The organism is Phytobacter palmae (assembly GCF_039409775.1).
Classification (GTDB): domain Bacteria; phylum Pseudomonadota; class Gammaproteobacteria; order Enterobacterales; family Enterobacteriaceae; genus Phytobacter; species Phytobacter palmae.
Genome location: NZ_JBCIVJ010000029.1, coordinates 22,475 through 46,264, shown reverse-complemented (window position 1 = coordinate 46,264; position 23,790 = coordinate 22,475). Strand labels below are relative to the sequence as shown.

Annotated in this window: 22 protein-coding genes, 1 tRNA gene and 1 pseudogene; 11 read left to right on the top strand and 13 right to left on the bottom strand. The window is 54.0% G+C overall.

Annotated elements, in window-relative coordinates; genetic code table 11:
• Positions 1-64: 64 nt before the first annotated feature.
• The 5 genes from fabF to yafC form a co-directional block, all read right to left on the bottom strand.
• Positions 65-1,342, bottom strand: coding sequence for a beta-ketoacyl-ACP synthase II (gene fabF / locus AAIG39_RS23045; RefSeq protein WP_249572555.1), 1,278 nt, complete (start codon positions 1,340-1,342; stop codon positions 65-67).
• Between the two features lie 23 nt (positions 1,343-1,365).
• Positions 1,366-2,925 carry a DHA2 family efflux MFS transporter permease subunit gene (locus AAIG39_RS23040; RefSeq protein WP_090082940.1) on the bottom strand — a complete coding sequence of 520 codons (1,560 nt, stop codon included), beginning with the start codon at positions 2,923-2,925 and terminating at the stop codon, positions 1,366-1,368.
• A complete protein-coding gene (locus AAIG39_RS23035) occupies positions 2,922-3,965 on the bottom strand; it encodes an HlyD family secretion protein (RefSeq protein WP_343194802.1) in 1,044 nt (347 codons plus the stop codon). Before AAIG39_RS23035 ends, AAIG39_RS23040 begins: the two co-directional genes overlap by 4 nt.
• Positions 3,955-4,506 (bottom strand): winged helix-turn-helix transcriptional regulator, encoded by a 552-nt coding sequence (locus tag AAIG39_RS23030; RefSeq protein ID WP_090082937.1) that lies wholly within the window; start codon positions 4,504-4,506, stop codon positions 3,955-3,957. The genes AAIG39_RS23035 and AAIG39_RS23030 overlap by 11 nt, the downstream gene beginning before the upstream one ends.
• A gap of 144 nt (positions 4,507-4,650) precedes the next feature.
• Positions 4,651-5,535, bottom strand: a complete 885-nt coding sequence (gene yafC, locus AAIG39_RS23025; RefSeq protein WP_090082934.1) for a DNA-binding transcriptional regulator YafC — start codon at positions 5,533-5,535, stop codon at positions 4,651-4,653.
• A gap of 229 nt (positions 5,536-5,764) precedes the next feature.
• On the opposite strand from yafC, the gene AAIG39_RS23020 reads away from it, so the two are divergent.
• Positions 5,765-6,565, top strand: coding sequence for an endonuclease/exonuclease/phosphatase family protein (locus tag AAIG39_RS23020; protein ID WP_090082932.1), 801 nt, complete (start codon positions 5,765-5,767; stop codon positions 6,563-6,565).
• A gap of 78 nt (positions 6,566-6,643) precedes the next feature.
• On the top strand, positions 6,644-7,414 hold the full coding sequence (locus AAIG39_RS23015) for a class I SAM-dependent methyltransferase (RefSeq protein ID WP_343194801.1): 771 nt from the start codon (positions 6,644-6,646) through the stop codon (positions 7,412-7,414).
• Positions 7,415-7,460: 46 nt separating this feature from the next.
• Here AAIG39_RS23015 and mltD read toward each other — a convergent pair whose 3' ends face one another.
• Both mltD and gloB read right to left on the bottom strand, forming a co-directional pair.
• Positions 7,461-8,828: a murein transglycosylase D gene (gene mltD / locus AAIG39_RS23010; protein WP_090082928.1), complete on the bottom strand. Its 1,368-nt coding sequence runs from the start codon at positions 8,826-8,828 to the stop codon at positions 7,461-7,463.
• A gap of 71 nt (positions 8,829-8,899) precedes the next feature.
• The gene (gloB, locus tag AAIG39_RS23005) at positions 8,900-9,655 is read right to left on the bottom strand and encodes a hydroxyacylglutathione hydrolase (protein WP_343194800.1); all 756 of its coding nucleotides are present in this window, start codon (positions 9,653-9,655) and stop codon (positions 8,900-8,902) included.
• Positions 9,656-9,687: 32 nt separating this feature from the next.
• Here gloB and AAIG39_RS23000 point away from each other — a divergent pair, with 32 nt between their 5' ends.
• Entirely contained in the window at positions 9,688-10,404 is a 717-nt protein-coding gene (locus tag AAIG39_RS23000) for a class I SAM-dependent methyltransferase (protein WP_343194799.1), read from the top strand.
• Here the strand turns inward: AAIG39_RS23000 and rnhA are convergent.
• Positions 10,395-10,977: pseudogene (gene rnhA, locus AAIG39_RS22995) on the bottom strand (ribonuclease HI). The gene AAIG39_RS23000 and the pseudogene rnhA overlap by 10 nt on opposite strands.
• Here rnhA and dnaQ point away from each other — a divergent pair.
• Together dnaQ and AAIG39_RS22985 are read left to right on the top strand one after the other, a co-directional pair.
• Positions 10,931-11,662, top strand: a complete 732-nt coding sequence (dnaQ, locus tag AAIG39_RS22990; RefSeq protein WP_090082919.1) for a DNA polymerase III subunit epsilon — start codon at positions 10,931-10,933, stop codon at positions 11,660-11,662. The pseudogene rnhA and the gene dnaQ sit on opposite strands and share 47 nt — an antisense overlap.
• 132 nt (positions 11,663-11,794) lie before the next feature.
• A tRNA-Asp gene (locus tag AAIG39_RS22985) sits at positions 11,795-11,871 on the top strand.
• 605 nt (positions 11,872-12,476) lie between these two features.
• Here AAIG39_RS22985 and AAIG39_RS22980 read toward each other — a convergent pair.
• Positions 12,477-13,949, bottom strand: coding sequence for an NCS1 family nucleobase:cation symporter-1 (locus AAIG39_RS22980; protein WP_090082910.1), 1,473 nt, complete (start codon positions 13,947-13,949; stop codon positions 12,477-12,479).
• Positions 13,950-14,095: 146 nt separating this feature from the next.
• Here AAIG39_RS22980 and AAIG39_RS22975 point away from each other — a divergent pair, with 146 nt between their 5' ends.
• Genes AAIG39_RS22975 through puuE form a run of 3 tightly spaced genes read left to right on the top strand, consistent with a single transcriptional unit; the run spans position 14,096 to position 16,523 of the window.
• The gene (locus AAIG39_RS22975) at positions 14,096-14,815 is read left to right on the top strand and encodes a GntR family transcriptional regulator (protein WP_090082908.1); all 720 of its coding nucleotides are present in this window, start codon (positions 14,096-14,098) and stop codon (positions 14,813-14,815) included.
• Positions 14,812-15,549, top strand: a complete 738-nt coding sequence (locus tag AAIG39_RS22970; protein ID WP_343194798.1) for an aspartate/glutamate racemase family protein — start codon at positions 14,812-14,814, stop codon at positions 15,547-15,549. The genes AAIG39_RS22975 and AAIG39_RS22970 overlap by 4 nt, the downstream gene beginning before the upstream one ends.
• A gap of 29 nt (positions 15,550-15,578) precedes the next feature.
• A complete protein-coding gene (gene puuE, locus AAIG39_RS22965) occupies positions 15,579-16,523 on the top strand; it encodes an allantoinase PuuE (RefSeq protein WP_343194797.1) in 945 nt (314 codons plus the stop codon).
• Between the two features lie 77 nt (positions 16,524-16,600).
• Here the strand turns inward: puuE and hpxZ are convergent, their stop codons facing one another.
• Genes hpxZ through AAIG39_RS22945 form a run of 4 tightly spaced genes read right to left on the bottom strand, consistent with a single transcriptional unit; the run spans position 16,601 to position 20,135 of the window.
• Positions 16,601-16,984, bottom strand: a complete 384-nt coding sequence (hpxZ, locus tag AAIG39_RS22960) for an oxalurate catabolism protein HpxZ (protein ID WP_343194796.1) — start codon at positions 16,982-16,984, stop codon at positions 16,601-16,603.
• A complete protein-coding gene (locus tag AAIG39_RS22955) occupies positions 16,984-18,357 on the bottom strand; it encodes an AtzE family amidohydrolase (protein WP_343194795.1) in 1,374 nt (457 codons plus the stop codon). Before AAIG39_RS22955 ends, hpxZ begins: the two co-directional genes overlap by 1 nt.
• On the bottom strand, positions 18,354-18,542 hold the full coding sequence (hpxX, locus tag AAIG39_RS22950) for an oxalurate catabolism protein HpxX (RefSeq protein WP_090082894.1): 189 nt from the start codon (positions 18,540-18,542) through the stop codon (positions 18,354-18,356). The genes AAIG39_RS22955 and hpxX overlap by 4 nt, the downstream gene beginning before the upstream one ends.
• A 9-nt stretch (positions 18,543-18,551) precedes the next feature.
• A complete protein-coding gene (locus AAIG39_RS22945) occupies positions 18,552-20,135 on the bottom strand; it encodes a gamma-glutamyltransferase family protein (RefSeq protein ID WP_343194803.1) in 1,584 nt (527 codons plus the stop codon).
• Between the two features lie 114 nt (positions 20,136-20,249).
• Here AAIG39_RS22945 and AAIG39_RS22940 point away from each other — a divergent pair, with 114 nt between their 5' ends.
• The 3 genes from AAIG39_RS22940 to hpxK all read left to right on the top strand — a co-directional run bounded on the left by AAIG39_RS22940 (position 20,250) and on the right by hpxK (position 23,771).
• Positions 20,250-21,089 (top strand): MurR/RpiR family transcriptional regulator, encoded by an 840-nt coding sequence (locus tag AAIG39_RS22940; RefSeq protein ID WP_090082892.1) that lies wholly within the window; start codon positions 20,250-20,252, stop codon positions 21,087-21,089.
• A 202-nt stretch (positions 21,090-21,291) separates the two neighbouring features.
• Positions 21,292-22,530: a pyridoxal-phosphate-dependent aminotransferase family protein gene (locus AAIG39_RS22935; protein ID WP_343194794.1), complete on the top strand. Its 1,239-nt coding sequence runs from the start codon at positions 21,292-21,294 to the stop codon at positions 22,528-22,530.
• On the top strand, positions 22,527-23,771 hold the full coding sequence (gene hpxK, locus AAIG39_RS22930; protein ID WP_343194793.1) for an allantoate amidohydrolase: 1,245 nt from the start codon (positions 22,527-22,529) through the stop codon (positions 23,769-23,771). Before AAIG39_RS22935 ends, hpxK begins: the two co-directional genes overlap by 4 nt.
• Positions 23,772-23,790: the final 19 nt, after the last annotated feature.

Genomic DNA, 23,790 nt, shown 5'->3' with positions numbered 1-23,790 from the left:
TCTGCTCATTTATCGCAAAGCAGGCGAAACAAAGGGCGCAAGGCCCTTTGTCTCATTATTACTGTCAGTCATCCCACCGTTTTAGCAGCAGGCTGGCATTCACACCGCCAAAACCAAATCCGTTTGAAAGCGCATATTCCATCGTTAGCGGCTGTGCTGCTAGCGCCACAAGGCGCATGCCAGTTGCAGCAATATCCGGATTATGCAGATTCAGGGTAGGTGGTGCTATTTGATCACGCAACGCCTGGATGGTGAAGATCGCTTCAATACCCCCTGCCGCACCCAGTAAATGTCCGGTGGCAGATTTTGTTGATGTAATGGCAACCGGATGTTCAGCAAAGAGCGCACGTATTGCCGCCAGTTCGCCTTTATCTCCAACCTGCGTTGATGTGGCATGCGCATTGATATGTTGCACCTGATCCGGCACGATCCCCGCCTGCTGCAATGCAGCTTCCATTGCACGTCGTGCGCCATTGCCATCTTCCGGCCCTGCCGTAAGGTGATAGGCGTCGGCGCTGGTACCATACCCCACCAGTTCTGCCAGCGGTGTCGCTCCACGAGCGAGTGCATGTTCGAGCGACTCAATCACCAGAAGACCTGCGCCTTCTCCCATCACGAAGCCATCTCTGTCCTGATCAAATGGTCGCGATGCCTCGGCTGGATTATCATTAAATCCACTCGAAAGCGCCCTGGCCGCAGCGAAACCCGCCAGACTAACACGATGGATTGCGGCCTCGCTGCCTCCACACAGTGCAATGTCTGCTTCACCGGCCCGTATTAACCTTGCAGCATCTCCGATAGCCTGTGCGCCGGCTGCACAGGCAGTAACCGGCGCACCTATGGGGCCGCGAAAACCATGCGCGATAGAAACATGGCCTGCTGCCAGGTTTGCCAGGAAAGAGGGGATCGTGAAAGGGGATAATTTGCGTGGACCGCGATGTTCGGTTGTCTGTACTGCCTCGGCTATTTGACTAAAGCCACCAATACCTGTCGCAATGATGGTCGCAGTACGATCTTTTAGCGCCTGCTCTTGTGGAAACCAGTTCGCCTGATGAAGTGCTTCCTGTGCTGCCACCAGAGCAAATTCAATGAAGCGATCCATCTTCTTGCGCTCTTTTGCCGGAATAGCGGATAGTGGATCAAAACCGTGCCGGGGATCTTCTTCAATTGTGGGAACCTGGCCTGCCACTTTACAGGCGATATCTTCGACGACCGATTCAGGCAGTGATCGGATACCCGACTTCCCTTCCAGCAGCGATTGCCAGACATGTTGGACGCCGCAACCCAGCGGGCTGACAATGCCCATCCCTGTCACGACAATGCGTCTTTGTAGACTACTCATAAATCTCTCCTGATGTTGTCATGCTATGCCTGCGGCTTCTTCATAAAAGGGACCAGCGCAGCGGCAATTAAGAATCCGATCATGATCAAATAGAACGCGTCGGCAAATGCCTGCGTCCTTGCTTCTCTTAGTGCTAATGCAGCCAGATTTTTCAGGGCGGCTGTCTGTGCTGAACTGGTGTCCATCCCCTGATTCATTAATACTGCGGCGCGAGTCTGTACAAAATCGCTTAAGTTGAGGTTTGTACTGTTAAGATGATCGGCAAGGCGACTGTAATGAAGATTTGTACGATCGTTGATAACGGTACCGCAAAGCGCGATACCAATAGCACCACCCAGATTACGCATTAAGTTAAACAGCCCTGATGCTAGTTTTAGACGTGCGGGAGGCAAACTGCCAAGCGTAAGCGTGACAGTCGGGGCAACGGCGAATTGCTGTGCGAGACCGCGAAACGCCTGAGGCAACAGGAGTTCTTTCGCTCCCCAGTCGTGGGTGAGTGGAATAAAGCTGTACATTGAGAAGGCAAATCCCAGCAGTCCGGCCATGAGTAGCCAACGCAAGTCCACTTTGTTGGCAAGCCAGGAATAAAAAGGGATCGAAAGTACCTGGAACAAGCCAGTGGAGAAGATAGCAAGGCCGATATCCAGTGCGCTAAAACCTCGGACCATACCCAGAAAAAGTGGCGTCAGATAGATAGTGGAGAAGATCCCGACCCCGGCCATAAATGAAAAGTAACAGCCCAGAGTGAATGTACGATCGGAAAGCGCGCGTAGATCCATGACTGGCTGGGAATGGCGCAGTGTCCGTATGACAAAAGCTATCCCGCACAACAACGCCAGCCAACCCGTGATGGTCAGGGTGCTGTCATCAAACCAGCCCCAGCGTGGTCCTTCCTCAAGCGTATACTCCAGACAACCCAGGGACACTGCTAAAAGTACGATGCTGAGGTAGTCCGCGCCGCGCAATAACCCAGGGCCTGGCGCATCAATATTAACCAGCAAAGGTACTGTTATCGCAATATAAGTGCCTGGCAATATGTTGATAAAAAACAACCAGTGCCAGCTGAAATTTTCAGTGATCCAGCCCCCTACCGTAGGACCCAGCGTCGGTGCCAGCGAAGCAAGACCGCCAATCGTGGCAGCGGCGATAACACGCTGTTTGCCCTGAAAAAATGCAAATGCAGTCGTGAATACCAGCGGGATCATTGAGCCTCCGGCCAGCCCCTGCAACGCACGAAAAGTAATCATGCTCTGGATATTCCACGCCCATCCACACAGCAGGCTCATCAGCGTAAAACCAGCAGCCGACGCGGCAAAAAGCCAGCGGGTCGACATCACCCTGGCAAGCCATCCTGACAGGGGAATGATAATGATCTCTGCGATCAGATAGCTGGTTTGCACCCACACTGTTTCATCATCGCCAGCAGAAAGACCGCCGCCGATATCACGTAGAGATGCCGAGACGATTTGAATATCCAGCAATGCAATGAACATTCCGAGGCACATAGTGGCGAAAGCAAAGAGCTTTTGGTTCATTGGCAGCGCCGTGCCCTGCAGCTGCGCTGGGGCAATTGCAGTACTCATTGGCGACTCTTTTCATCCACGGTAACAGAGACAGACAAACCAGGGCGCAGAAGTCCTAATTTTGACGCTTCGCCATCCAGAGCTATGCGAACCGGGATGCGCTGAACAATTTTGGTGAAATTACCGGTTGCGTTTTCAGCAGGCAGAAGACTGAAGCGGGAACCGGTTGCAGGAGAAAGGCTCAAGACATGTCCGGTAAAGGTATGTCCTGGCATAACATCTGCGACCACTGTCGCTGGCTGGCCGGGGCGCATATTCGCCAGCTGATTTTCTTTGAAGTTGGCGTCTACCCATAAATCGTGACTGGGGACCAGAGAAAGCAACTGCGTACCGCTACTCACGAATGAGCCAGACCATGCGCGTCTATTGCCAACAACGCCATCAAAAGGAGCGCGGATCTCTGTATAGCTGAGATTGAGACGGGCCATATCCAGTCCTGCCTGTGCCTGAGCGAGGGCTGCGCGAGTTTGTTTTTCCCGTGCATCAAGCACCAATAGCTGGCGTTCGGCAACAGCTTTATCTGCCCGGGCTTTGCCTTCTTCTGCCCTGGCTCGATGGTAATCTGCCTCGGCGTTTTCTCGCACCTGTGCTGAGATAGCTACCGTCTGCGCCAGCGCATTGTAGCGGCGGCTGTCGCCCGCCGTTTTCAGCGTGGTTGCTTGTGCGGCCCCCAGGCTGGCAGCCGAACCTTCGATGGTCGCCAGTTGCAATTGTCGGGTGGCAATAAGGTCAGCCATCGCCGCTTGTTGAGCAGCAACTTCACCTTCCGCTTTTGCCAGTGCCGCCTGATAGTCCCTTGCATCAAGGCGAACAAGTAACTCACCTTTTTTCACTGGCATATTGTCTTTTATGGCGATCTCCTGAATATAACCAGAGACTTTCGCCGAAATGGCGCTGATATCTCCACCAACGTAAGCATCGTCCGTCGACTGCAAAAAACGGGCATTTGTATACCACCAGGCACCATAACCTACTGCACCTAATACAGCGATCCCGGATAACGATAAGGTAACGGCGCGTTTTTTACTCTTAAGATTCATGATGCTGATCCAGATGTAATTGCGGCGCGAATTTTTGTGTGTTGTCACCAGCACGTTTGCGTTGCAGATAGTCATGGCGATAACGAATCATGGGAGAAGCGGCGGGGCCTGGAACCAAAGCGTATTTCTCGGGCGTAAGGGGATGGCCGGTTTCGGCATCGACCATTATGGCGTGAACCAGACGCTGGGTCTCTTTCTCGACCAACTGGATCTGACGGCCTTCCGTTGCAAAATGACGATTGCCCCATTCGGCAAGCGCGATGATTACCGGGCGAAAATCACGTCCACGCTCGGTTAAATGGTACTCGTAGCGAGGGGGCGTACTGCTGTAACAGACTTTTTCCAGTAAACCGTCGTCCACCAACTCCTTCAGGCGTCGTGAAAGAATATTGGGCGCCACGTTTGCGCTTTTTTGAAATTCATCGAAACGGGTAAAGCCTGCGAAAGCATCACGCAGAATTATTATGCTCCAGCTATCACCAATGCGGCCCAGACTCCTGGCGATGGGGCAAGGGGCTTCGCAAAGCGGTTCGTTTTTCATTTCTTCTCTCCAGAACTTATCTGGAAAGCACATTCTCATAGTAACTATCAAAATGCAAGTTACTATGATTGAGTCGATTTACTCTGCACAGAGTGAAATGAGATAAAGAGTTTGAAAGCACGCGCGAGGCGAACCAGAGGAGTATCAGGAATGATATTCGCTAATGAAATCAATAAACGCTCGTATGCGTGTACTGACAGCCCGGTCGCTGTAGTAGACCGCGCTGAATGGTGTCTCAACCGGTAAACGCTTGCTCGCCAGGACTTCCACCAGCTCGCCGCTTTCCAGCTCTTTTGCGATCATAAAATCAGACAGGCTGGCGATACCGTTACCGCTCAGGCAGAGATGTTTAAGCGTCTCACCGCTGTTAGAAGAAATGCTGCAGTCGATTTCATAAAGTTGGCCATCCTGGGCGGCAACGGGCCAGGTATTCAGCGAGACAGGTTCGGTAAACCCGAGACAGGTATGATTTTTTAAATCTTCTGCAGTTTCGGGTATACCGCAGCGGTCGAGATAATCCGGTGATGCAATCAGTTTGCGGTAGCTGGTAAAAATTGGTCGGGCCCGCAGACTGGAGTCGGTCAGCTTACCCACGCGGATCGCGACATCTACTTTTCGTTCGATTAAATTGATAAAAGTTTCACTGGAAACCAGCGACAATGTTATTTCCGGGTAGCGTTCGCGAAAGGGCCTAATCATCGGCATCACAAAATGCAGCATCACAGGCGTAGCGGCATCAATGCGTAAAACGCCGCGGGGTGTCAGTTTGGCCTCCATTACCTCGGTCTCTGCGGCTGCCATCTCCTGCAGCACGCCCTGAATCCGACGAAAATAGCGCTCGCCTTCTTCTGTAAGGCTCAACTGACGAGTTGTGCGATTAAGCAGGTTAACCCCCAGTTTACTCTCCAGTTTTTTTATTGCCCGGCTGATAGCTGAATTAGCCTGGCCCAGGCGTTCTGCGGCACGGCTAAAGCTGCCGCTTTCCACAACGGCGACAAATATCATCATTTCTTCTGAGGTGGCTTTCATTGTTGCGCCTGTAGCAATAGTTGATCTCTATTATAATCGTCTGGCTATTAAATCATCCTGCCAGCTTCCCTGCCATACTCTATTTATTCATTGATGTGATTGAGCGCTTACTCACTTTTACTTGAGGCTTTTCTGCCCATTGTCGTTGAAACTCTGCGCTAAAATCCCTATAACTGAATGACCCCTATTGTTGTTCCGGGGTTTAAAACGAAGAGGTTTAAAACCGAAAGTGCCCAAAAATACCTATGCCATGCGATATGTTGCCGGACAACCTGCGGAGCGCATTATGCCGCCGGGGTCCTTCGCGAGTATTGGTAAGGCATTGCCAGCGGGTGCCCCCCTGAGCAGTGATGACAAAATCCGGGTTCTGGTATGGAATATCTTCAAACAGCAGCGCGCCGAGTGGCTCTCCGTTTTGCAGAGTTTTGGCAAAGACGCGCATTTGGTTTTATTGCAGGAAGCGCAAACTACGCCTGAACTGGTCAGGTTTGCGACCACTAACTATCTCGCCGCCGATCAGGTTCCCGCATTTGTTTTGCCTCAACATCCCTCCGGTGTGATGACGCTCTCTTCCGCTCATCCGGTCTATTGCTGTCCGTTGCGAGAGCGAGAGCCGATCCTGCGCCTTGCCAAATCAGCGCTGGTGACGGTTTATCCATTGCCGGATATGCGAAACCTGATGGTGGTGAACGTGCATGCGGTGAATTTCAGCCTTGGCGTCGATGTTTACAGTAAACAGCTTCTGCCAATTGGTGATCAAATCCTGCGTCACAATGGCCCGGTTATCATGGCCGGCGATTTCAACGCCTGGAGTCGTCCACGTATGAATGCGCTTTATCGCTTCTCGCGTGAGATGTCACTGCGTCAGGTACGCTTTACGGATGACAATCGCCGTCGGGCGTTTGGTCGCCCTCTGGATTTTGTCTTTTATCGTGGTCTGAACGTGCAGGAAGCCTCCGTGCTGGTTACGCGCGCATCCGACCACAACCCGCTACTAGTAGAATTCAGTCCCGGCAAGCCTGATCAGTAATGGTTATGTCAGGTCTGCCGTCGGGCAGGCCTGATCCGAGGTGCTGCCCTTTATTTCAACTCAATTAAGGACAACACAATGACCACAGGTTCCCATCATGACAACGTCGAAAAGCAGTTTGGTGCACAAGCTAGTGCCTATTTAACCAGCGCAGTACATGCTTCTGGCCGTGATTTACAACGGCTGGCGGAACGGCTTAGTGCATTTCCGGAGGCCAGGGTGCTGGATTTAGGCTGTGGAGCAGGGCATGCCAGTTTTGTGGCCGTGGGTCAGGTTGCACAGGTAACGGCATACGACCTTTCCAGCCAGATGCTGGACGTGGTGGCCAAAGCAGCAAAAGAACGCGGCCTGGACAATGTGACGACATGTCAGGGTTATGCTGAGATTCTGCCCTTTGATGACAGCTCGTTTGATGTGGTGATCAGTCGTTATTCTGCCCACCACTGGCATGATGTTGGGCAGGCGCTGCGCGAAGTGAAGCGTGTGCTTAAGCCCGGTGGAAGGGTCATTATTATGGACGTGATGTCTCCAGGACATCCGGTGCGGGACATCTGGCTGCAGACGGTCGAAGCGTTACGCGATACTTCACACGTACGCAATTATTCCAGCGGCGAATGGCTTTCGCTGCTTAATGATGCAGGCCTGACGACGTGTAATCTCATCACCGATCGCTTGCCATTAGAATACGGTTCGTGGATTGCGCGTATGCGTACGCCACCGGCGCTGAGCGAAGCCATCAGGCTGTATCAGCAAAGTGCATCGCAGGAGGTGAAGCACTACTTCGAATTGACAGAGAACGGCTCTTTTACCAGTGACACCATCATGGCCGAAGCGCAGAAAAGCGCATAACAAAAAAGGCACCGGGGGAAACGGTGCCTTTTTGATATTTCTTGCTTCAGGAGTCTGGCGACGTGCTGTTTTTCACAAACAACGTCAGCTGATCGCCTGGTTTCAGATTGTCGGTATCGCTGTTCCATCGCATGACGTCACGGATATTAACGCCGTGGCGTTTAGCAATGCTGGATAGCGAATCTCCTTTGCGTACGCGATAGGTAATACTATCGCTATTGTTCGCAAGACGCGTCGCACTGCTGCCTGCGCCAACCGTCAGGTTCTGACCCACTTTCAGGTTTGCTCCACGCAGGTTATTCCACTGCTGGAGATCTTTTGTCGTCACGCCAAGACGTGACGCAATACCCGAAATAGTATCACCTGAGCGCACTTTATAGCTGCGACTGGCAAGCGGCGTATTTTCCGCAACCAGCGTTGGCTGAACGGCGGCGATTTCACCTGACGCAAGAGACTCACGCAACTGATCCGCATGTTTCTGAGGCACCATGACATATTGCGGCCCGCTTTCACCTAAGGTTGATCCTTTAACGCCTGCGTTGAAGGTCTTAAGTTTGCTGACCGAAATACCCGCCATATCCGCCAGTTGATCCAGCTCCACCGGATTGCTCAACCTGACACGCGCCAGTGCACGGCTTTCGTCTGACGTTGGCAGACTCACACCGTACCGTTTGCTGTTCTTGAGTATGTCACTCAATGCCAGCATTTTTGGCACATAAATTTTGGTTTCCTGTGGCAGTGAAAGTGACCAGAAGTCCGTGGGTTTCCCCCGCGCCTTATTCACTTTCATTGCCTTCAGTACTCGCCCTTCACCGCTGTTATAGGCGGCAACGGTTAATAACCAGTCGCCATCAAACATACGGTTCAAACGCTGCATCATGTCGAGGGCAGCCGTTGTGGATGCCACCACGTCACGACGCGCATCGTAGCTGCGAGTCTGTTTTAAACCATAGTTACGACCCGTGCTTGGAATGATCTGCCAAATGCCTGCGGCATTGCGACCAGACGTTGCATGTGGGTCAAAAGCGCTCTCCACTATGGGTAGTAGTACCAGTTCCATGGGCATGTTACGTTTTTTAACTTGCCCTGCTATCCAGTACATATACGGCTCTGCCCGTAAAGTTACATCGTGGAGATAGCTCTTATTGCTTAAATACTTTAGTTTCTGTTCGCGAATCCGGGTATTTTCCGGAATTCCCATCTTTAGCTCGTCGCTTATGGAAGCCCACAAGTCTTGCTCCTGCCCGGCGAATGTTCCATCGTCCATCCACCGCGCCTGACTTGTAAACTTCCCTGCTTCCCCTTGACCAGCTGCAGAAAGGCTCTGTGCGTGCTGTTGTACGGTACCATCGTTCTTAGACGCCTGGCACCCCACAAGCAGGACAGAGGCGAATAATATCGCTTTTGCCTTCATGTGTGTGTCAATAGTTGCTTAAAAGACGAGCGATCATAACGGCGAAGTTTTAAAAAGGCAACCCGCAATTGTCAGAAGTTATCTTTCTTTGACCTTAACCAGGCAAAACGCTCATTAGCTTGTTGCAACGTTGTTTCTTTATTTATTACTTCAATTAAATCAGGATCTTGTGTGCGTAAAAAAACATTAATGCGACGCTCAATTTTCAGAGTTGTGGGGAGTGTTTTTTGATTTTTTGCACGTAACTCATTAACTTTTCGATAATATTCGTTAAGGTCAGGATCGTGGGGTAAGAGACTAAGAGCAAACTTAATATTTCCTAAAGTATACTCATGTGCGCAACAAATAAGCGTATCGTCAGGAAGCGCATCAATCTTACAAAAAGAGGCAAACATCTGATCTGCCGTGCCTTCGAAGAGTCTTCCGCATCCGCCAGAAAACATCGTATCGCCACAAAAAAGATAAGGTGCGCTAAAGTAACAGATATGTCCTAAAGTGTGACCTGGCGTGTGAAATACGCTGAATTCATGTCCTAGAATCTGCAGCCGATCGCCCTCACCGACGATTTTTGTCGCTCCCTTATGTTGTGTCTCTGCCGGTCCATAAACCACAATATTCGGAAATTTCTGGCGCAGTTCCTGCACGCCGCCAACATGATCGTTATGATGATGCGTGAGCAGAATTGCAGCGGGCTGCCAGTGATTCTCTTCGAGAGCTTTTAAGACGGGGGCTGCCTCGCCGGGATCAACAATCAGGCAGTGGCCGTCATCTTCACTTAACACCCAGATGTAATTGTCCTGAAATGCGGGAATACTGGTAAGATTCATAGTTACCTCTTAAAGCTTAATGGAAGGTTGTGATGAAACCGGCAAGGACTCCCCGTAAGTACATAGCACCGACACATTGGGCTGAGTTGCCTAAGGGCGAGTATTACCGTGAAGCACTGGAGAAAGAGCTCAGACCATGGTTTGCAAAAATGTATGGATTTCATCTGCTTAAGATTGGCAATCTCAGCGCAGAAATCAATGCTGAAAGTTGCGCTATTTCCCATCAGGTTAATGTTTCACTCACCGGCGACCCTGTTCACGTTCGCGCTGATCCATTGCACCTTCCTTTTGCGGCGAAATCCGTCGATGCCTGCCTGCTGGGCCACACGCTAGCCTGGTGTCCTGATCCGCATCGCCTGCTACAGGAGGTCGATCGTGTGCTGATCGATGATGGCTGGTTGGTGATTAGCGGTTTCAATCCTGTCAGCCTGCTGGGAATAGGGAAAGCTATTCCGTTTGTACGCCGTTCGCCTGCAATCAGCAGCCGTATGTTTACCCTGATGCGCCAGCTTGACTGGCTATCTCTGCTGAATTTTGAGGTGCTTCATTATAGCCGTTTTCGGGTCATTCCCTGGACGAAACAGGGGGGGAAATTGTTAAACACCCATCTGCCCGCATTGGGTTGCATGCAATTAATAGTGGCGCGTAAACGCACGATCCCGTTAACGCTCAATCCAATGAAGATGCGCCGGGCAAAACCCAGCGTACGCCAGACCGTTAGTGCAACCCGCCAGACACGTCAACCCTGATCGGCCAGATAGCCGATATCCTCCTGCGTTGGCTTCAATGCTGCGGCGCGAGCAAGTTCATCACAGCGTTCATTTTCCGGGTGCCCGGCGTGGCCTTTTACCCATTCCCAACGGATTTTATGCTCGCCGAGAGCGGCATCCAGGCGTTGCCAGAGATCGACGTTTTTCACCGGTTTTTTTTCTGCGGTTTTCCAGCCGCGCTTTTTCCAGTTGTGGATCCACTGGGTGATCCCCTGGCGAACATACTGGCTGTCGGTGCTAAGAATGACTTCGCAATGTTCTTTGAGGGCTTCCAGCGCGACAATCGCGGCCATCAGCTCCATGCGGTTGTTAGTGGTCAGACGATAACCTTCGCTGAATGTTTTTTCGCGGCCGCGAAAGCGTAGAATCGCGCCATAGCCACCGGGCCCTGGGTTACCCAGGCAAGAGCCATCGGTGAAAATTTCTACCTGCTTGAGCATCTCTGGTAGACTTCCTGTAATTGAAATCGAACTGTAAAACGACAAGTCTGACATAAATGACCGCTATGAGCACTGCAATTACTCGACAGATCGTCCTCGATACCGAAACCACCGGTATGAACCAGATCGGCGCACACTATGAAGGGCACAAAATCATTGAGATCGGTGCCGTCGAAGTGATTAACCGTCGCCTGACGGGGAATAACTTCCACATCTATCTCAAGCCCGATCGTCTGGTTGATCCAGAAGCATTTGGCGTTCACGGTATTGCGGATGAATTTTTGCTTGATAAACCAACGTTTGGCGACATTGCTGATGAGTTTATCGAATATGTGCGCGGTGCTGAGCTCGTCATTCATAACGCATCGTTCGACATCGGCTTTCTTGATTATGAATTCAGCAAACTAAATCGCGGCATTCCAAAGACTGAGACGTTCTGCAAGGTCACCGATAGTCTGGCGCTGGCGCGGCGTATGTTTCCCGGCAAGCGTAATAGTCTGGATGCGCTTTGCTCACGTTATGAAATCGATAACAGTAAACGTACTCTGCACGGGGCGTTACTCGACTCCCAGATTCTGGCTGATGTATATCTGCTGATGACCGGTGGTCAAACTTCAATGGCTTTTTCAATGGAAGGTGAGGGGCAACAGCAGCAGGGGGAAACCAGTATTCAGCGCATTGTCCGTCAGGCAAATAAGTTACGGGTTGTTTTAGCCAGTGATGAAGAGCTGGCGGCGCATGAGTCTCGCCTGGACCTGGTGCAAAAAAAGGGCGGAAGCTGTCTCTGGCGCGCGTAACCCCTTAACTTTTGATGATAAAATGGCGCTTTGGGTGATTTTTGCAGCAAACGATACAAATCATCAGAAAAAGCGTTGACGGCTCTAAGCACAATCCGTAATATGCGCCTCGTTCCCCAACGGGAACATCGCGGAGCGGTAGTTCAGTCGGTTAGAATACCTGCCTGTCACGCAGGGGGTCGCGGGTTCGAGTCCCGTCCGTTCCGCCAACATTTAGTTCAGGTGTCGGTGACATCTGATAAGTAAGAAAACCGCACCGTTGTAAAACGAATGCGGTTTTTTTTCGTCTGTTGATATCTTCCTCTCTGAGTCTCGCTACGGATTTTATATAATCTGCCTGAATAATTTTTATCTCATTCTCGGTCATAAACCTTCATGTCTTTTAGCTCAATTCATTCTGTTTTATCGAGCTATTACATATACCTGATACGATGAGTACAGGTTTTTATCAACTCTCAATATGTATATCTCGCGTAGATATGAAATTATTGTAGTTGCATGGTATTGATGGCATCACCTGGAAAAATGACCGTCATTCTCCGGCGTTCCTGCTGACTGTTCCCAGTGAAGAACTTTCAATGCGCGAGGTTGTGGCACGGTTTAATATCTCAAATGAAGCTGTTTTTCGGCACTGGGTCAATGTCTATAAAAAGACAGGCCAGAAAGGACTTCTGAGCTTAAAATCCGGAAGACGAAAGTCCATGACGAAACCCAAAAGGCTTCTCCACTTTTTACGCATCGATTTGTTTTGCTTAAAAATAAACGAAAATTGATGCATCAGGCCCGGACCACCCCAGTCCGGGCCTTTTTACATTTACTCTTTCGCCGTTGCGCGACGCGGAGCAAACCCTTCGCTAACGCCTTCACGATCGTGGCGCGCAATCCAGCGGTAGCTGCCTGCGCCCAGGAATACGCCGATAAACCAGCTAAAGTTCGCCACTTCGTGCAGTGACGGAATAAAGCTAATGATCAGGCACACGGCGACCGATGGCACCAGCGCGGCAACCGCTTTCGGGTTGATACCGTTTTTGTACCAGTAGCGTCCGTTCGGGGAGACGGTAAACAGATCGTCGACAAATACCTTTCCGCGCTTAATCAGGTAAAAATCGGCCAGCAGGATACCGAACAGCGGCCCGATAAAGGAGCCCAGAACATCCAGCGTATAATGGATCAGTTCCGGTGACTGGAACAGGTTCCACGGCGTCAGCAACACGGAGCCGACAGCCGCGATCATTCCGCCGGTGCGGAAGCTGATTTTCTGCGGTGAGCAGTTAGAGAAATCGAACGCCGGGGAGACGAAGTTCGCCACAATGTTTATCCCGATGGTGGCAATGATCATGGTCAGCAGGCCAATCGCCATCGCCAGGCTGTTGCCTACGTGGCTGACGGTTTCGATTGGGTCAGTGATCATTTTGCCGAACAGCGACTGTGTACCCGACACGATGACCACGGTAACGATGGAGAACAGCAGGAAGTTGAACGGCAGACCCCAGCGGTTACCGCGACGAATCTCCTGCATGCTTTTGCCGTAGCGAGAGAAGTCGCCAAAATTCAGCAGTGGCCCGGAGAAATAAGAGACCACCAGCGCCGTCGCGGTAATCATCTGCCAGGTTTGCTCGCCCGCGGTCAACTCTTTGCTGGCAAGGGTAAATGAGATGCCGCTAAAGCCGGTTTGCGACAGGATCCACACTGCCAGCGCCAGCATCACCACGTAGACTGCCGGGCCTGCGATATCAATAAAGCGTTTAATCGCGCTCATTCCGTGCCAGAACACCAGCGCCTGCAATACCCACATAATGCCGAAGCAGACCCAGCCTAAATGTGACAGGCCAAGGAAATGTCCTTCGGTCATGGGGGCCAGAGAAGGCCAGAATTTCAACATCACCAGCATTAATGCGTTGGCCGCCAGATAGGTTTGTATACCATACCAGGCGAAGGCGATAAGGCCACGAATGACGGCAGGAATATTGGCACCGAACACGCCAAATGCCTGGCGACAGATCACCGCATAGGGCACGCCAGCCATTTGGCTTGGTTTGGCGACAAGGTTTGCGCACAACTGCACAATACAGATGCCCAGCAACAGGCACAGTAATACCTGCCAGCTGGCAAGGCCGAGTGCGAAAAAGCTGGCCGCGACCACGTATCCGCCCATGCTATGTACGTCGGACATCCAGAAAGAGAAGATGTTGTACCACGTCCAGTTCTGGTCGCGCGTCGGGGCCAAATCGTTGTTAGTGAGTCTTGGGCTGTAACTGTCTTTGTAATTTGGTTCAAGGTTTGGCATGGAATCTGCTCCTCTGAATACAGATTGTGACGTTATGTCTGCCATCCTGTATTGCATGAACCAGGCCAGGTTTTAATTTTATGTATACAAAATATCTTAATGATGTATACAAAGAGATAAGAAATGCGTAACAAAGGAATTTCCCAATGAAGCAGCCAACGGGGCTACAGACCCCAGCAGACCTGGAAGATAAAGAAAATTTCATCTGGCAGTCGCTGATGACCGCCATCGTCGAACATCAACTGCCACCAGGCAGCAAATTACCCGAAGAAGCCCTGGCCGACGTGTTTGGCGTTAGCCGCACGGGGATCCGCAAGGTCCTGACGCGCCTTGCGACGGTGCAAATGGTCACCATGACGCCCAGACGTGGTGCATTCGTCGCCAAACCGGATATAGATGAATCGAAATCGATCTTCTCCACCCGCAAAATGATCGAGTGCGCCAACCTGCCGCAGGTGCTTGAGCATTTGCAGCCGCCACATATTGTCGGACTGGAAAAAATCATCGCGCAGGAAGAAGAGGCGCATCAGAACCATGACGGCGCGGCAGCGATTCGTTATTCCGCAGCATTTCATATCCAGCTGCAGGCTATCTCTGGCAACGCGGTGGTGACCGATATTGTGACCACACTGGCGCAACGTTCGTCGCTGGTGATTGCCGCCTGGGGCGCGCCCTGGCAGCGTGGTTGCCGCTGCGATGACCACGACAAGCTCATCGAACTACTGCGTAAAAAAGATGGCGCTGCGCTGAGTCACGCCATGGCGCATCACTTTGATCATATTGTCTCGAGCCTCAGCTTTGAGCGTGGCGGCGATATCCTTCCCGATTTTGCGCGGCTGTTTGGCACTCAAGGAGAACAGGCATGACGCAATTCTGTATACAGGTGATCAACCCTAATACCAGTCCTGAAATGACACACACCATTGCCAGCGCGGCCCGTAGTGTCGCTGCGCCAGGTACGACGATCCTCGCCAGCTGTCCGACCCAGGGTGTGGCGTCGATTGAAGGGCATTTTGATGAGGCAATCGCCGCCATTGGCGTGCTGGAACAGATAAAAAAAGGCATGGCGCAGGGGGCGCAAGGTCATGTGATTGCCTGCTTTGGCGATCCGGGGCTTCTGGCGGCTCGTGAGCTGGCAACCGGGCCGGTGGTAGGGATTGCCGAAGCGGCAATGCATGTCGCCACGGTGGTTGCGACCCGTTTTTCTATCGTTACCACCTTACCGCGCACGGTGATTATCGCCCGCCATTTATTGCAGCAATATGGCTTCGGGCATCACTGCGCCGCACTGCATGCGATCGATTTACCGGTGCTGGCGTTAGAAGATGGCACGGGTCTTGCTCAACAGAAAGTACGCGAGCGTTGTATACAAGCCAGACGGGAAGATAATAGCGGCGCTATTGTTCTCGGCTGTGGCGGGATGGCGAACCTTGCCAGCGAGCTGACGCAGGAGCTGGGTATTCCGGTGATCGATGGCGTCACTGCCGCGGTGAAAATGGTGGAATCTCTCCTGGCACTGGGGCTTGGTACCAGCAAGTACGGCGATCTGGCGTATCCCAATAAAAAGCCGCTTTCAGGATGCTTTGAAATACTGAGCTGAAAGCGGCCCCAAAGAGAGGTCGAATCAGCATGCATTCAGATACGGACAAGCCTATATGGCACTTTACCGATGACTACCCGCGCGATATGGCGGGGTACGCCGGGAAACCTCCTCATGCCCAGTGGCCAGGCGGGGCGCGCATAGCCGTGCAGTTTGTCCTGAATTTCGAAGAAGGCGGTGAGAATCATGTCCTGCATGGCGACGCCGGTTCTGAACAGTTTTTGTCAGATATTATTGGCGCGGCGAGTTACCCGGCAATACATATGTCCATGGACTCGCTGTATGAATACGGTTCCCGCGCAGGTTTCTGGCGTATCCACAATGAATTCCAGAAGCGCGGCCTGCCGTTGACGGTGTTTGGTATCGCGATGGCGCTGGCGCGTAACCCGGAGATTGTCGCGGCGATCAAAGCGGCGGATTATGATGTGGTGAGCCACGGCTGGCGTTGGATCCACTATCAAAATATGGATATCCAGACCGAGCGCCAGCATATGCAACAGGCACTGGAGATCCTCACCGCACTGTTTGGCAAAGCACCGCTCGGCTGGTACACCGGCCGCGATAGCCCGAACACCCGTAAGCTGGTGGTGGAGCAGGGTGGTCTGCTCTATGACAGTGATTACTATGGCGACGATCTGCCGTTCTGGACGACGGTCGATCAGAAACCCCACCTGATTGTGCCCTATACGCTGGATGCGAACGATATGCGCTTTGCCACCGCACAGGGCTTTAATACCGCCGAGCAGTTTTATACCTACCTGAAAGACAGTTTCGATGTGCTGTATGAAGAGGGTGAGACATCGCCGAAGATGATGTCGATTGGTATGCACTGTCGGTTACTGGGCCGCCCCGGCCGTTTCCGCGCATTGCAGCGTTTTCTGGACTATGTGCAGAGCCACGAAGATGTGTGGATTTGCCGCCGTCAGGATATTGCCGGGCATTGGGTAAAGACCCATCCGTATACGCCAGTGTGAGTTTTTACCCCCGCTCTCTCTAAAGGGGAGAGGGCGCAGGCACTCCCCCTCACCCCTTCCGGGGGAGGGGAAACGCATCACCCCATCAAACTGACATGCGCCGCCACAATCCGCCAGCCATACGGAAACTTCACCCAGGTCTGCATCTGGCGGCCCACCCGTTCACTGTTCTCGCGCGTAAATTCCGTACTCGCCACCGCCATATCCTCGCCGTAGGTGGTGATCGTGGTGTTACGCAGCAGCCTGTCCAGCCCGGCGGACGGACGCGCATTACGAAACTCGCGAATCGCCTCAATGCCATACAAATTCTCTGTTGCGCCGTAGCGCACTGTGCGCGGGTCCGCCCAGAAAAGTTCATCCAGCACTGCCACATCATTACTGATAAGCGCCTGTTCATAACGATAAAACGCGGCGGTGACCTCATTCAATATTGTCGGATGATCAATATGTTCTCTGTTCATCATGCTTCCTGTGGGTAAAGAATGCCCGCTTGCTCCAGTCGCCACGCCGCCTGGAGACAGCGCGACTCCTGCCAGGGGGCAGCAATAATCTGTACGCCAATGGGTAATCCCGAAGCGGTTTTCACCGGTACGGTGACAACGGGCAGGCCCAGAAACGAGATGGGCTGCGTCAGCATCCCCATACTGGCTTTAATCGGTAAATCGGTATGGTTAATGCGCATGGTGCTCTCGCCAATCGGCGTTGCACTACAGGGCGTCGCCGGGGCCAGAAGCAGATCCACATCGTTAAACAGCGGCAGCGTTTTATCGCGAAACCAGGCCCGGAAACGCTGTGCCTGGGTATACCAGGCCGAGGGGGTCATTGCGCCTGCCAGCAAACGCTCGCGGGAGTTAAGTTCAAACGTATCGGCATCCGTTCGTAGCGCAGGAAGGTAATGGTTACCCCCTTCTGCCGCAGAAAGCAAGAACGCGGCTGAACGTGCCAGCTCCGCTTCCGGCAATACCTGCGTCTGGTTAGCTCCAAGAGCCTGTGCTACCGCGTTGACGGCGGCGCGGGCATCTGCCGTACACCAGGTTGTAAAATAGCCCTCCAGCACGGCACAGCGTAGCGCCCCTGTCGAGGATAACGCTGGCAGGGTGGCGGCCGGCTCGCGTGATGATTGCCAGTTGTCTTCCCCGTCGTGTCCCTGGAGCGCGTCATAAACGCAGGCCAAATCTTCCACGTTACGCGCCAGCGGGCCAATGTGGTCCAGGCTTGCGACAAACGGATGGCTGCCGCTGCGTGATAAGCGCCCAAACGTGGGTTTTAACCCCAGTACGCCGCACAGCGAGGCGGGAACCCGGATAGAACCGTTGGTGTCGGTACCCAGAGCAAAATTGACCATTCCGGCAGCAACGGCCGCCGCTGAGCCACCCGAAGAACCGCCCGCCACACGCGACGTATCCCGCGGGTTACGCGTCGCGCCATAGTGGCTGTTTTCGGTGGTGAAACCATAGGCATAGGCATCCATATTGAGCGTGCCGGCCAGGGTTGCGCCCGCGTTCATCAACTGGCGAATGGCGAAAGCATCTTTTGTTGCGGGGGGCTGAGTGCTGAACAGTTTTGCCCCCGCCAGCGTGGTGACCCCCTCCACATCGAACAGGTTTTTTACCGCATAGGGTACGCCTGCCAGCGCAGGCAATGTTTCGCCCGCAGCCCGTCGGGCATCGATATGCGCAGCTTCGGTGAGCATGCGTGTCGCCGTTACACCGGTAAAGGCGTTGATGCCAGGATTTGCCTGCTCAATCAACGCCAGTGATTGCTGTGCCAGTTCGCGTGCGCTAAACGTTTTGCTACGCAGTCCTTGCTGAATGTCCCGAATGGATAAGCTCATAGCCGATATTCTCCTGCGCCTTCCTGGCGATGCGGCAGTGGGAAAGCCATCAGCGGTTGCGCCATAGCTGCAATGCGGGTGAGCTGAACTTCCAGTTCTGCCCGACGTTCGTCGTTCAGCGGCACTGCCAGTAATTGTTCCATCAGCCGGATATATGTCGGCCAGTCAAACGTGTTATCGCTCATGATGACTCCTTAAAAACCGGCCGCACTGCCGTTACTGCGTGGATCAAATGCCCCTTCGAGCATGCCGTTGGGATGACGCACAATCGCCCCCGCGTGCCCGGTGGCTTCGCTCAGTCCCGGCAGCCATTCCACGTCATGGCCCAGGTCTCGCAGCGCCTGATACGTGGCCTCGCTGAATCGCCCCTCCAGTTTCAGGCTATCGGATGTCTGTCCCCAGGTGCGGCCCAGCAACCAACGGGGAGCGCTTACGGCTTCCTGAAGTGGCATGTTTTGCATCACGTGACGGGTAAATATGGCGGCCTGTGTTTGCGGTTGCCCGTCGCCACCCATCGTGCCGTAGACCATGGTGCGCCCATCTTTCAGCCGTGCCGCTGCCGGGTTAAGAGTGTGGAACGGTTGTTTACCGGGCACCAGTGCCAGCAAATGATCCGGGTCGAGACTGAATGCCGCGCCCCGGTTTTGTAACAGTACGCCGCTTTCGGGCAGCACCACGCCGCTGCCAAACTCGTGATAAATGCTCTGAATAAACGACACCGCCAGACCGTTTTTATCCATCACGCCCATCCAGACGGTATCGCCCGGTCCTTTCCCCTGACCCCAGGGGGCGGCACGCTCATCGTCGATACTGGCCGCCAGCCGTTGCAGCGGCACCTGTTCCAGCAACGTTTGTACCGGCAGCGTAACGTGGCGCGGATCGGTGATATAGCGGTCACGTAAGCCAAAGGCCTGCTTAGTGGCTTCGACAATGCGGTGGATGGTCTGAACTTCACTGGCCTGTGCCATATCCAGATGGTCGGTAATGCCAAGGATGGCCAGCGATACCAGCCCTTGCGTCGGTGGCGTCATATTAAAGACGTCTCCCTGGCTGTGGGACAGGCGAAGCGGTACCCGGCGGTGAGCGCGATGAGCAGCCAGATCCTGGGAGGTCAGCGGCAGGCCGAGCGCACTCATTTCCGCCGCCATCTGATTGGCGAGCGCTCCGCGATAGAAACTGTCCAGTCCGTCGGTGGCGAGACGGGTTAATGTGCGTGCCAGGTGCGGCTGGCAGAAACGGCTACCCGCCTGTGGAACTTCTCCCTGAACGAGAAAGGTTTCGTTAAAGCCCGGCACATCGACCAGTTCCGGGTATTTACTTTGCGTGGCGCTGGCCTGCGATTGCGTCACCGGGATCCCTTCGCTGGCGTAACGAATGGCATCAGCCAGCAGGCGTGAGAGCGGCAACTGCCCGCCGCCCATCGATGCCGATACTTTCAGCGCCTCGTCCCAGCCGCTCAGCGTGCCGGGAACCGTCAGTGCCGCCAGCGGACCACGATGGGGAATCCGGTTGTGTTCTGCGTAAAACTCCCGTGTCGCCAGTTGCCCGGCGGCGCCGCTGGCGTCAATGGCGAGGGGTTCGCCTTCGGGGGGCACAATCAGCCAGAAACCATCGCCGCCGATACCATTCATATGGGGATAGACCACCGCAATGGTGGCCGCTGCGGCGATCATCGCCTCAATCGCATCGCCGCCGTGGCGCAACACCGATAATGCCGATTCACTGGCAAGGTGGTGGGGCGTTACCGCCATACCGGAAGGGGCAATATTACTTTGCATCGTCACGCTCTCTTTGTTCGGATAAGTCAGAGAGCTAAGCAAGAGCTGTTCCAGATTGACGGCAAGCGTTTCACTGTGTCAGCTTATTGTGAAACAAAAGTTGCAGGAGGGTCTATGCAGCAGTTAGATACGCGCTTACGTGAGTGCTATAACGAATTATCACCGCAAGAACAAAGGGTTGCCTCATTTATCATGGATCATTTTGATGATCTGATGAGCTATAACAGTGCCGAACTGGCCCGCCTGAGCGGTGTATCAAAAGCCACTGTTAGCCGCCTGTTTAAACGGCTTGGCTATGATCGTTTCAAAGAGATGCGCGATGAGGTGCGAACGCTGCGCCAGAGCGGAATGCCGCTTACGGAAAACCGCGACGCCGTACAGGGCAACACCCTGCTGGCAAGGCATTATAAGCAGGAGATGGCAAACCTGACCCAGTGGGTAAATGCGCTGGATGCCGTGCAGTTTGCCGATGTGGTGCAGGCGCTGGGCGCGGCCCGGCGCGTCTTTATTGTTGGCCTGCGCAACAGTGCGCCGGTGGCTCTGCATCTGCGCCAGCAACTGATGCAAATCCGTGGTCAGGTCTTGCTGATGCCCCAGCCAGGGCAGACGCTGGCGGAAGAGTTAGTGGATATCACTGTGCAGGATGTGGTGGTGGTGGTCGCTTTTCGCCGCCGTCCGCGGGTGATCCGTCCGGTACTGGAGGCGCTACACAAACAGGGCGTACCGACCGTTGCCATCTGCGAACCGCAGGCGGCGGGTATTACCACGCTTGCCCGCTGGCACTTTGGCCTGCCGCTCGACAGTGTATCGGCGTTCGACAGCTACAGCAGTGCCATGAGTCTGGTCAATTTACTGGCGAACGCGTTACTGCATAGCGCCCTGACCGAAGGACGTCAGCGTATCCATAACATCGCATCGCTGTATACAGACCTCGACGAACTGGAGCAAAGGTAACGCACCAGTTTGGTGCTTTTGCACCAGTTCAGGGGATCCTGATGGCGCAACCGGGAAGCATTTATCTCTCCTGAAAAAGTACTAAATCAGCGCGATAGCAGGCTGGTGTCTTCATTTTCTCTGTGGCACATTAGTTGCAGAAAGTATTAACAAGAATCTTTTGTTTCATGACGATCACTTTTGTATACCAAAGGATGTGTCCATGTTTGACGTTCAGCAATCTGCGCAAATTAACCCGCCGCATCGTTTACTGATGGGGCCCGGTCCTATCAATGCCGACCCGCGTGTCTTACGTGCTATGGCGAGCCAACTGGTGGGGCAATATGACCCGGTCATGACCGGCTATATGAATGAGGTAATGGCCCTCTACCGCGAGGTATTCCGTACGCAAAACCGCTGGACCATGCTGGTGGATGGCACTTCTCGCGCCGGGATCGAAGCGATTCTCGTCTCTGCGATCCGCCCCGGCGACAAGGTGCTGGTACCGATCTTTGGCCGTTTCGGGCATCTGCTGTGCGAAATCGCCCGTCGTTGTCGCGCGGAAGTACACACCATCGAAGTGCCCTGGGGGGAAGTCTTTACGCCCGATCAAATTGAAGATGCCATCAGGCGCGTGAAGCCGCGACTGTTACTGACGGTGCAGGGCGATACCTCCACCACGCTGTTGCAGCCGCTGGAAAATCTGGGCGAAATCTGTCGCCGTCATGGCGTGTTGTTTTATACCGACGCCACCGCATCGCTCGGCGGCAACGCGCTTGAAACCGATGCATGGGGGCTGGATGCGGTCTCTGCCGGTTTGCAGAAATGTCTGGGTGGCCCGTCGGGCAGTTCCCCCATCACCCTCAGCCCGCAAATGGAAGAGGCCATTCGCGCACGCAAATGCGTGGAGCAGGGGATCCGTACCGATACCCACCAGGACGGCGATGACGAGATGATCTACTCCAACTATTTCGATCTCGGCATGGTGATGGACTACTGGGGGCCGGAACGCCTGAACCACCATACCGAAGCTACCAGCATGTTATTCGCCGCCCGTGAGTGCGCACGCATCATGCTGGAAGAGGGAATGGACGCGCTGATTGCCCGCCACGAATTACACGGTCGCGCCATGCTGGCGGGGATCCAGGGAATGGGGCTGGAGGTGTTTGGCGACATTAGTCATAAGATGAACAACGTGCTGGGGGTGATGATCCCGTCGGTTGTGCATGGTGAAGAGGTTCGCAAGCGCCTGCTGGATGACTTCCATATTGAAATCGGTACCTCGTTTGGCCCGTTGCAGGGCAAAATCTGGCGTATTGGCACCATGGGCTATAACGCGCGAAAAGATTGCGTGCTGCAAACCCTTACCGCTCTGGAAGCGGTGCTTAACCGTCTGGGCTTTCGCACCGTACAGGGCGCGGGAATGCAGGCCGCCTGGGATGTTTACGAAGGGGTGGCATGATGATGACTGCCGATGAGGCTGATCGCGCTGCTCGCCGGGTGATGGCGCGTTGTGATGCGCTGGCAGAGATCAGTGAAACGCCAGGTCAACTGACCCGGGTTTATCTCTCTTGCGAACATCTGCGGGCGAATGCGCAGGTGGCGCAATGGATGCAGGATGCGGGAATGCTCACCTGGCAGGATGCGGTAGGCAATATTTGCGGACGCTACGACGCGGCAAGCGAAGGCGCGCAGGCGGTGTTGCTCGGGTCGCATCTGGACACCGTGCGCGACGCCGGACGCTACGACGGCATGCTCGGCGTGCTGACCGCCATCGAAGTGGTGGACTGGCTGCACCGCCAGAATCTCCGTGGCTCACAGGCCATTGAAATCGTCGGGTTTGCTGATGAAGAGGGCACGCGCTTTAACATCACGCTGCTGGGAAGCCGTGGTCTGACCGGCACCTGGCCGCAGGGCTGGCTGGATTGCGAAGATGCGCAAGGAGTAAGCGTGGCACAGGCGATGGTCAACGCCGGTCTGGATCCCACACGTATTGCCACAGCGGAACGTGCCCGCGAGGATTTCTCGGCGTATCTGGAACTGCACATTGAGCAGGGGCCAGTTCTTGAACAGGAAGATCTGCCGCTTGGCGTGGTCACGGCGATTAATGGTGCCCGCAGGTTGACCTGTCGGTTTAGCGGGGAAGCAGGGCATGCGGGTACCGTGCCGATGAGCCATCGCCATGATGCATTAACCGCCGCCGCCCAGTGGATCGGGTTTGTTGAACAAAAAACGCGGGAGTCCGGCCCGGAGCTGGTGGCAACAGTGGGTACGCTGCAGTGCGAGCCGGGTGCGGTGAATGTGATTCCGGGGGCGGTAACGCTGACGCTGGATATCCGCAGCCCGAACGATGGTCTGCGCGAGACGTTGTTAAACGCCTTGCTGGATGAGGCAGTACGTATCGGTCAGGCGCGTGGTGTCGCCTTTAGCTCTGATATTTTTTACACCATCGCGGCAACGCCTTGTGATACACGGTTGCGTCATGTGCTGGCCGGTGCCGTTGAGGCGGTTCAGGGACGTGTACTGTTGCTGCCAAGCGGTGCCGGGCATGACGCTATCGCTATTGCGGAACGTTGGCCATCGGCCATGTTATTTGTGCGTTGTGACAGAGGGATCAGCCATCATCCGGCAGAGAGTGTACAGCAGCAGGATGTGGCTCAGGCGTTGCGGGCATACAGCGAGGCGGTGCGAGCTTTAATATGATTTAGTGCGCCCGGTTAGC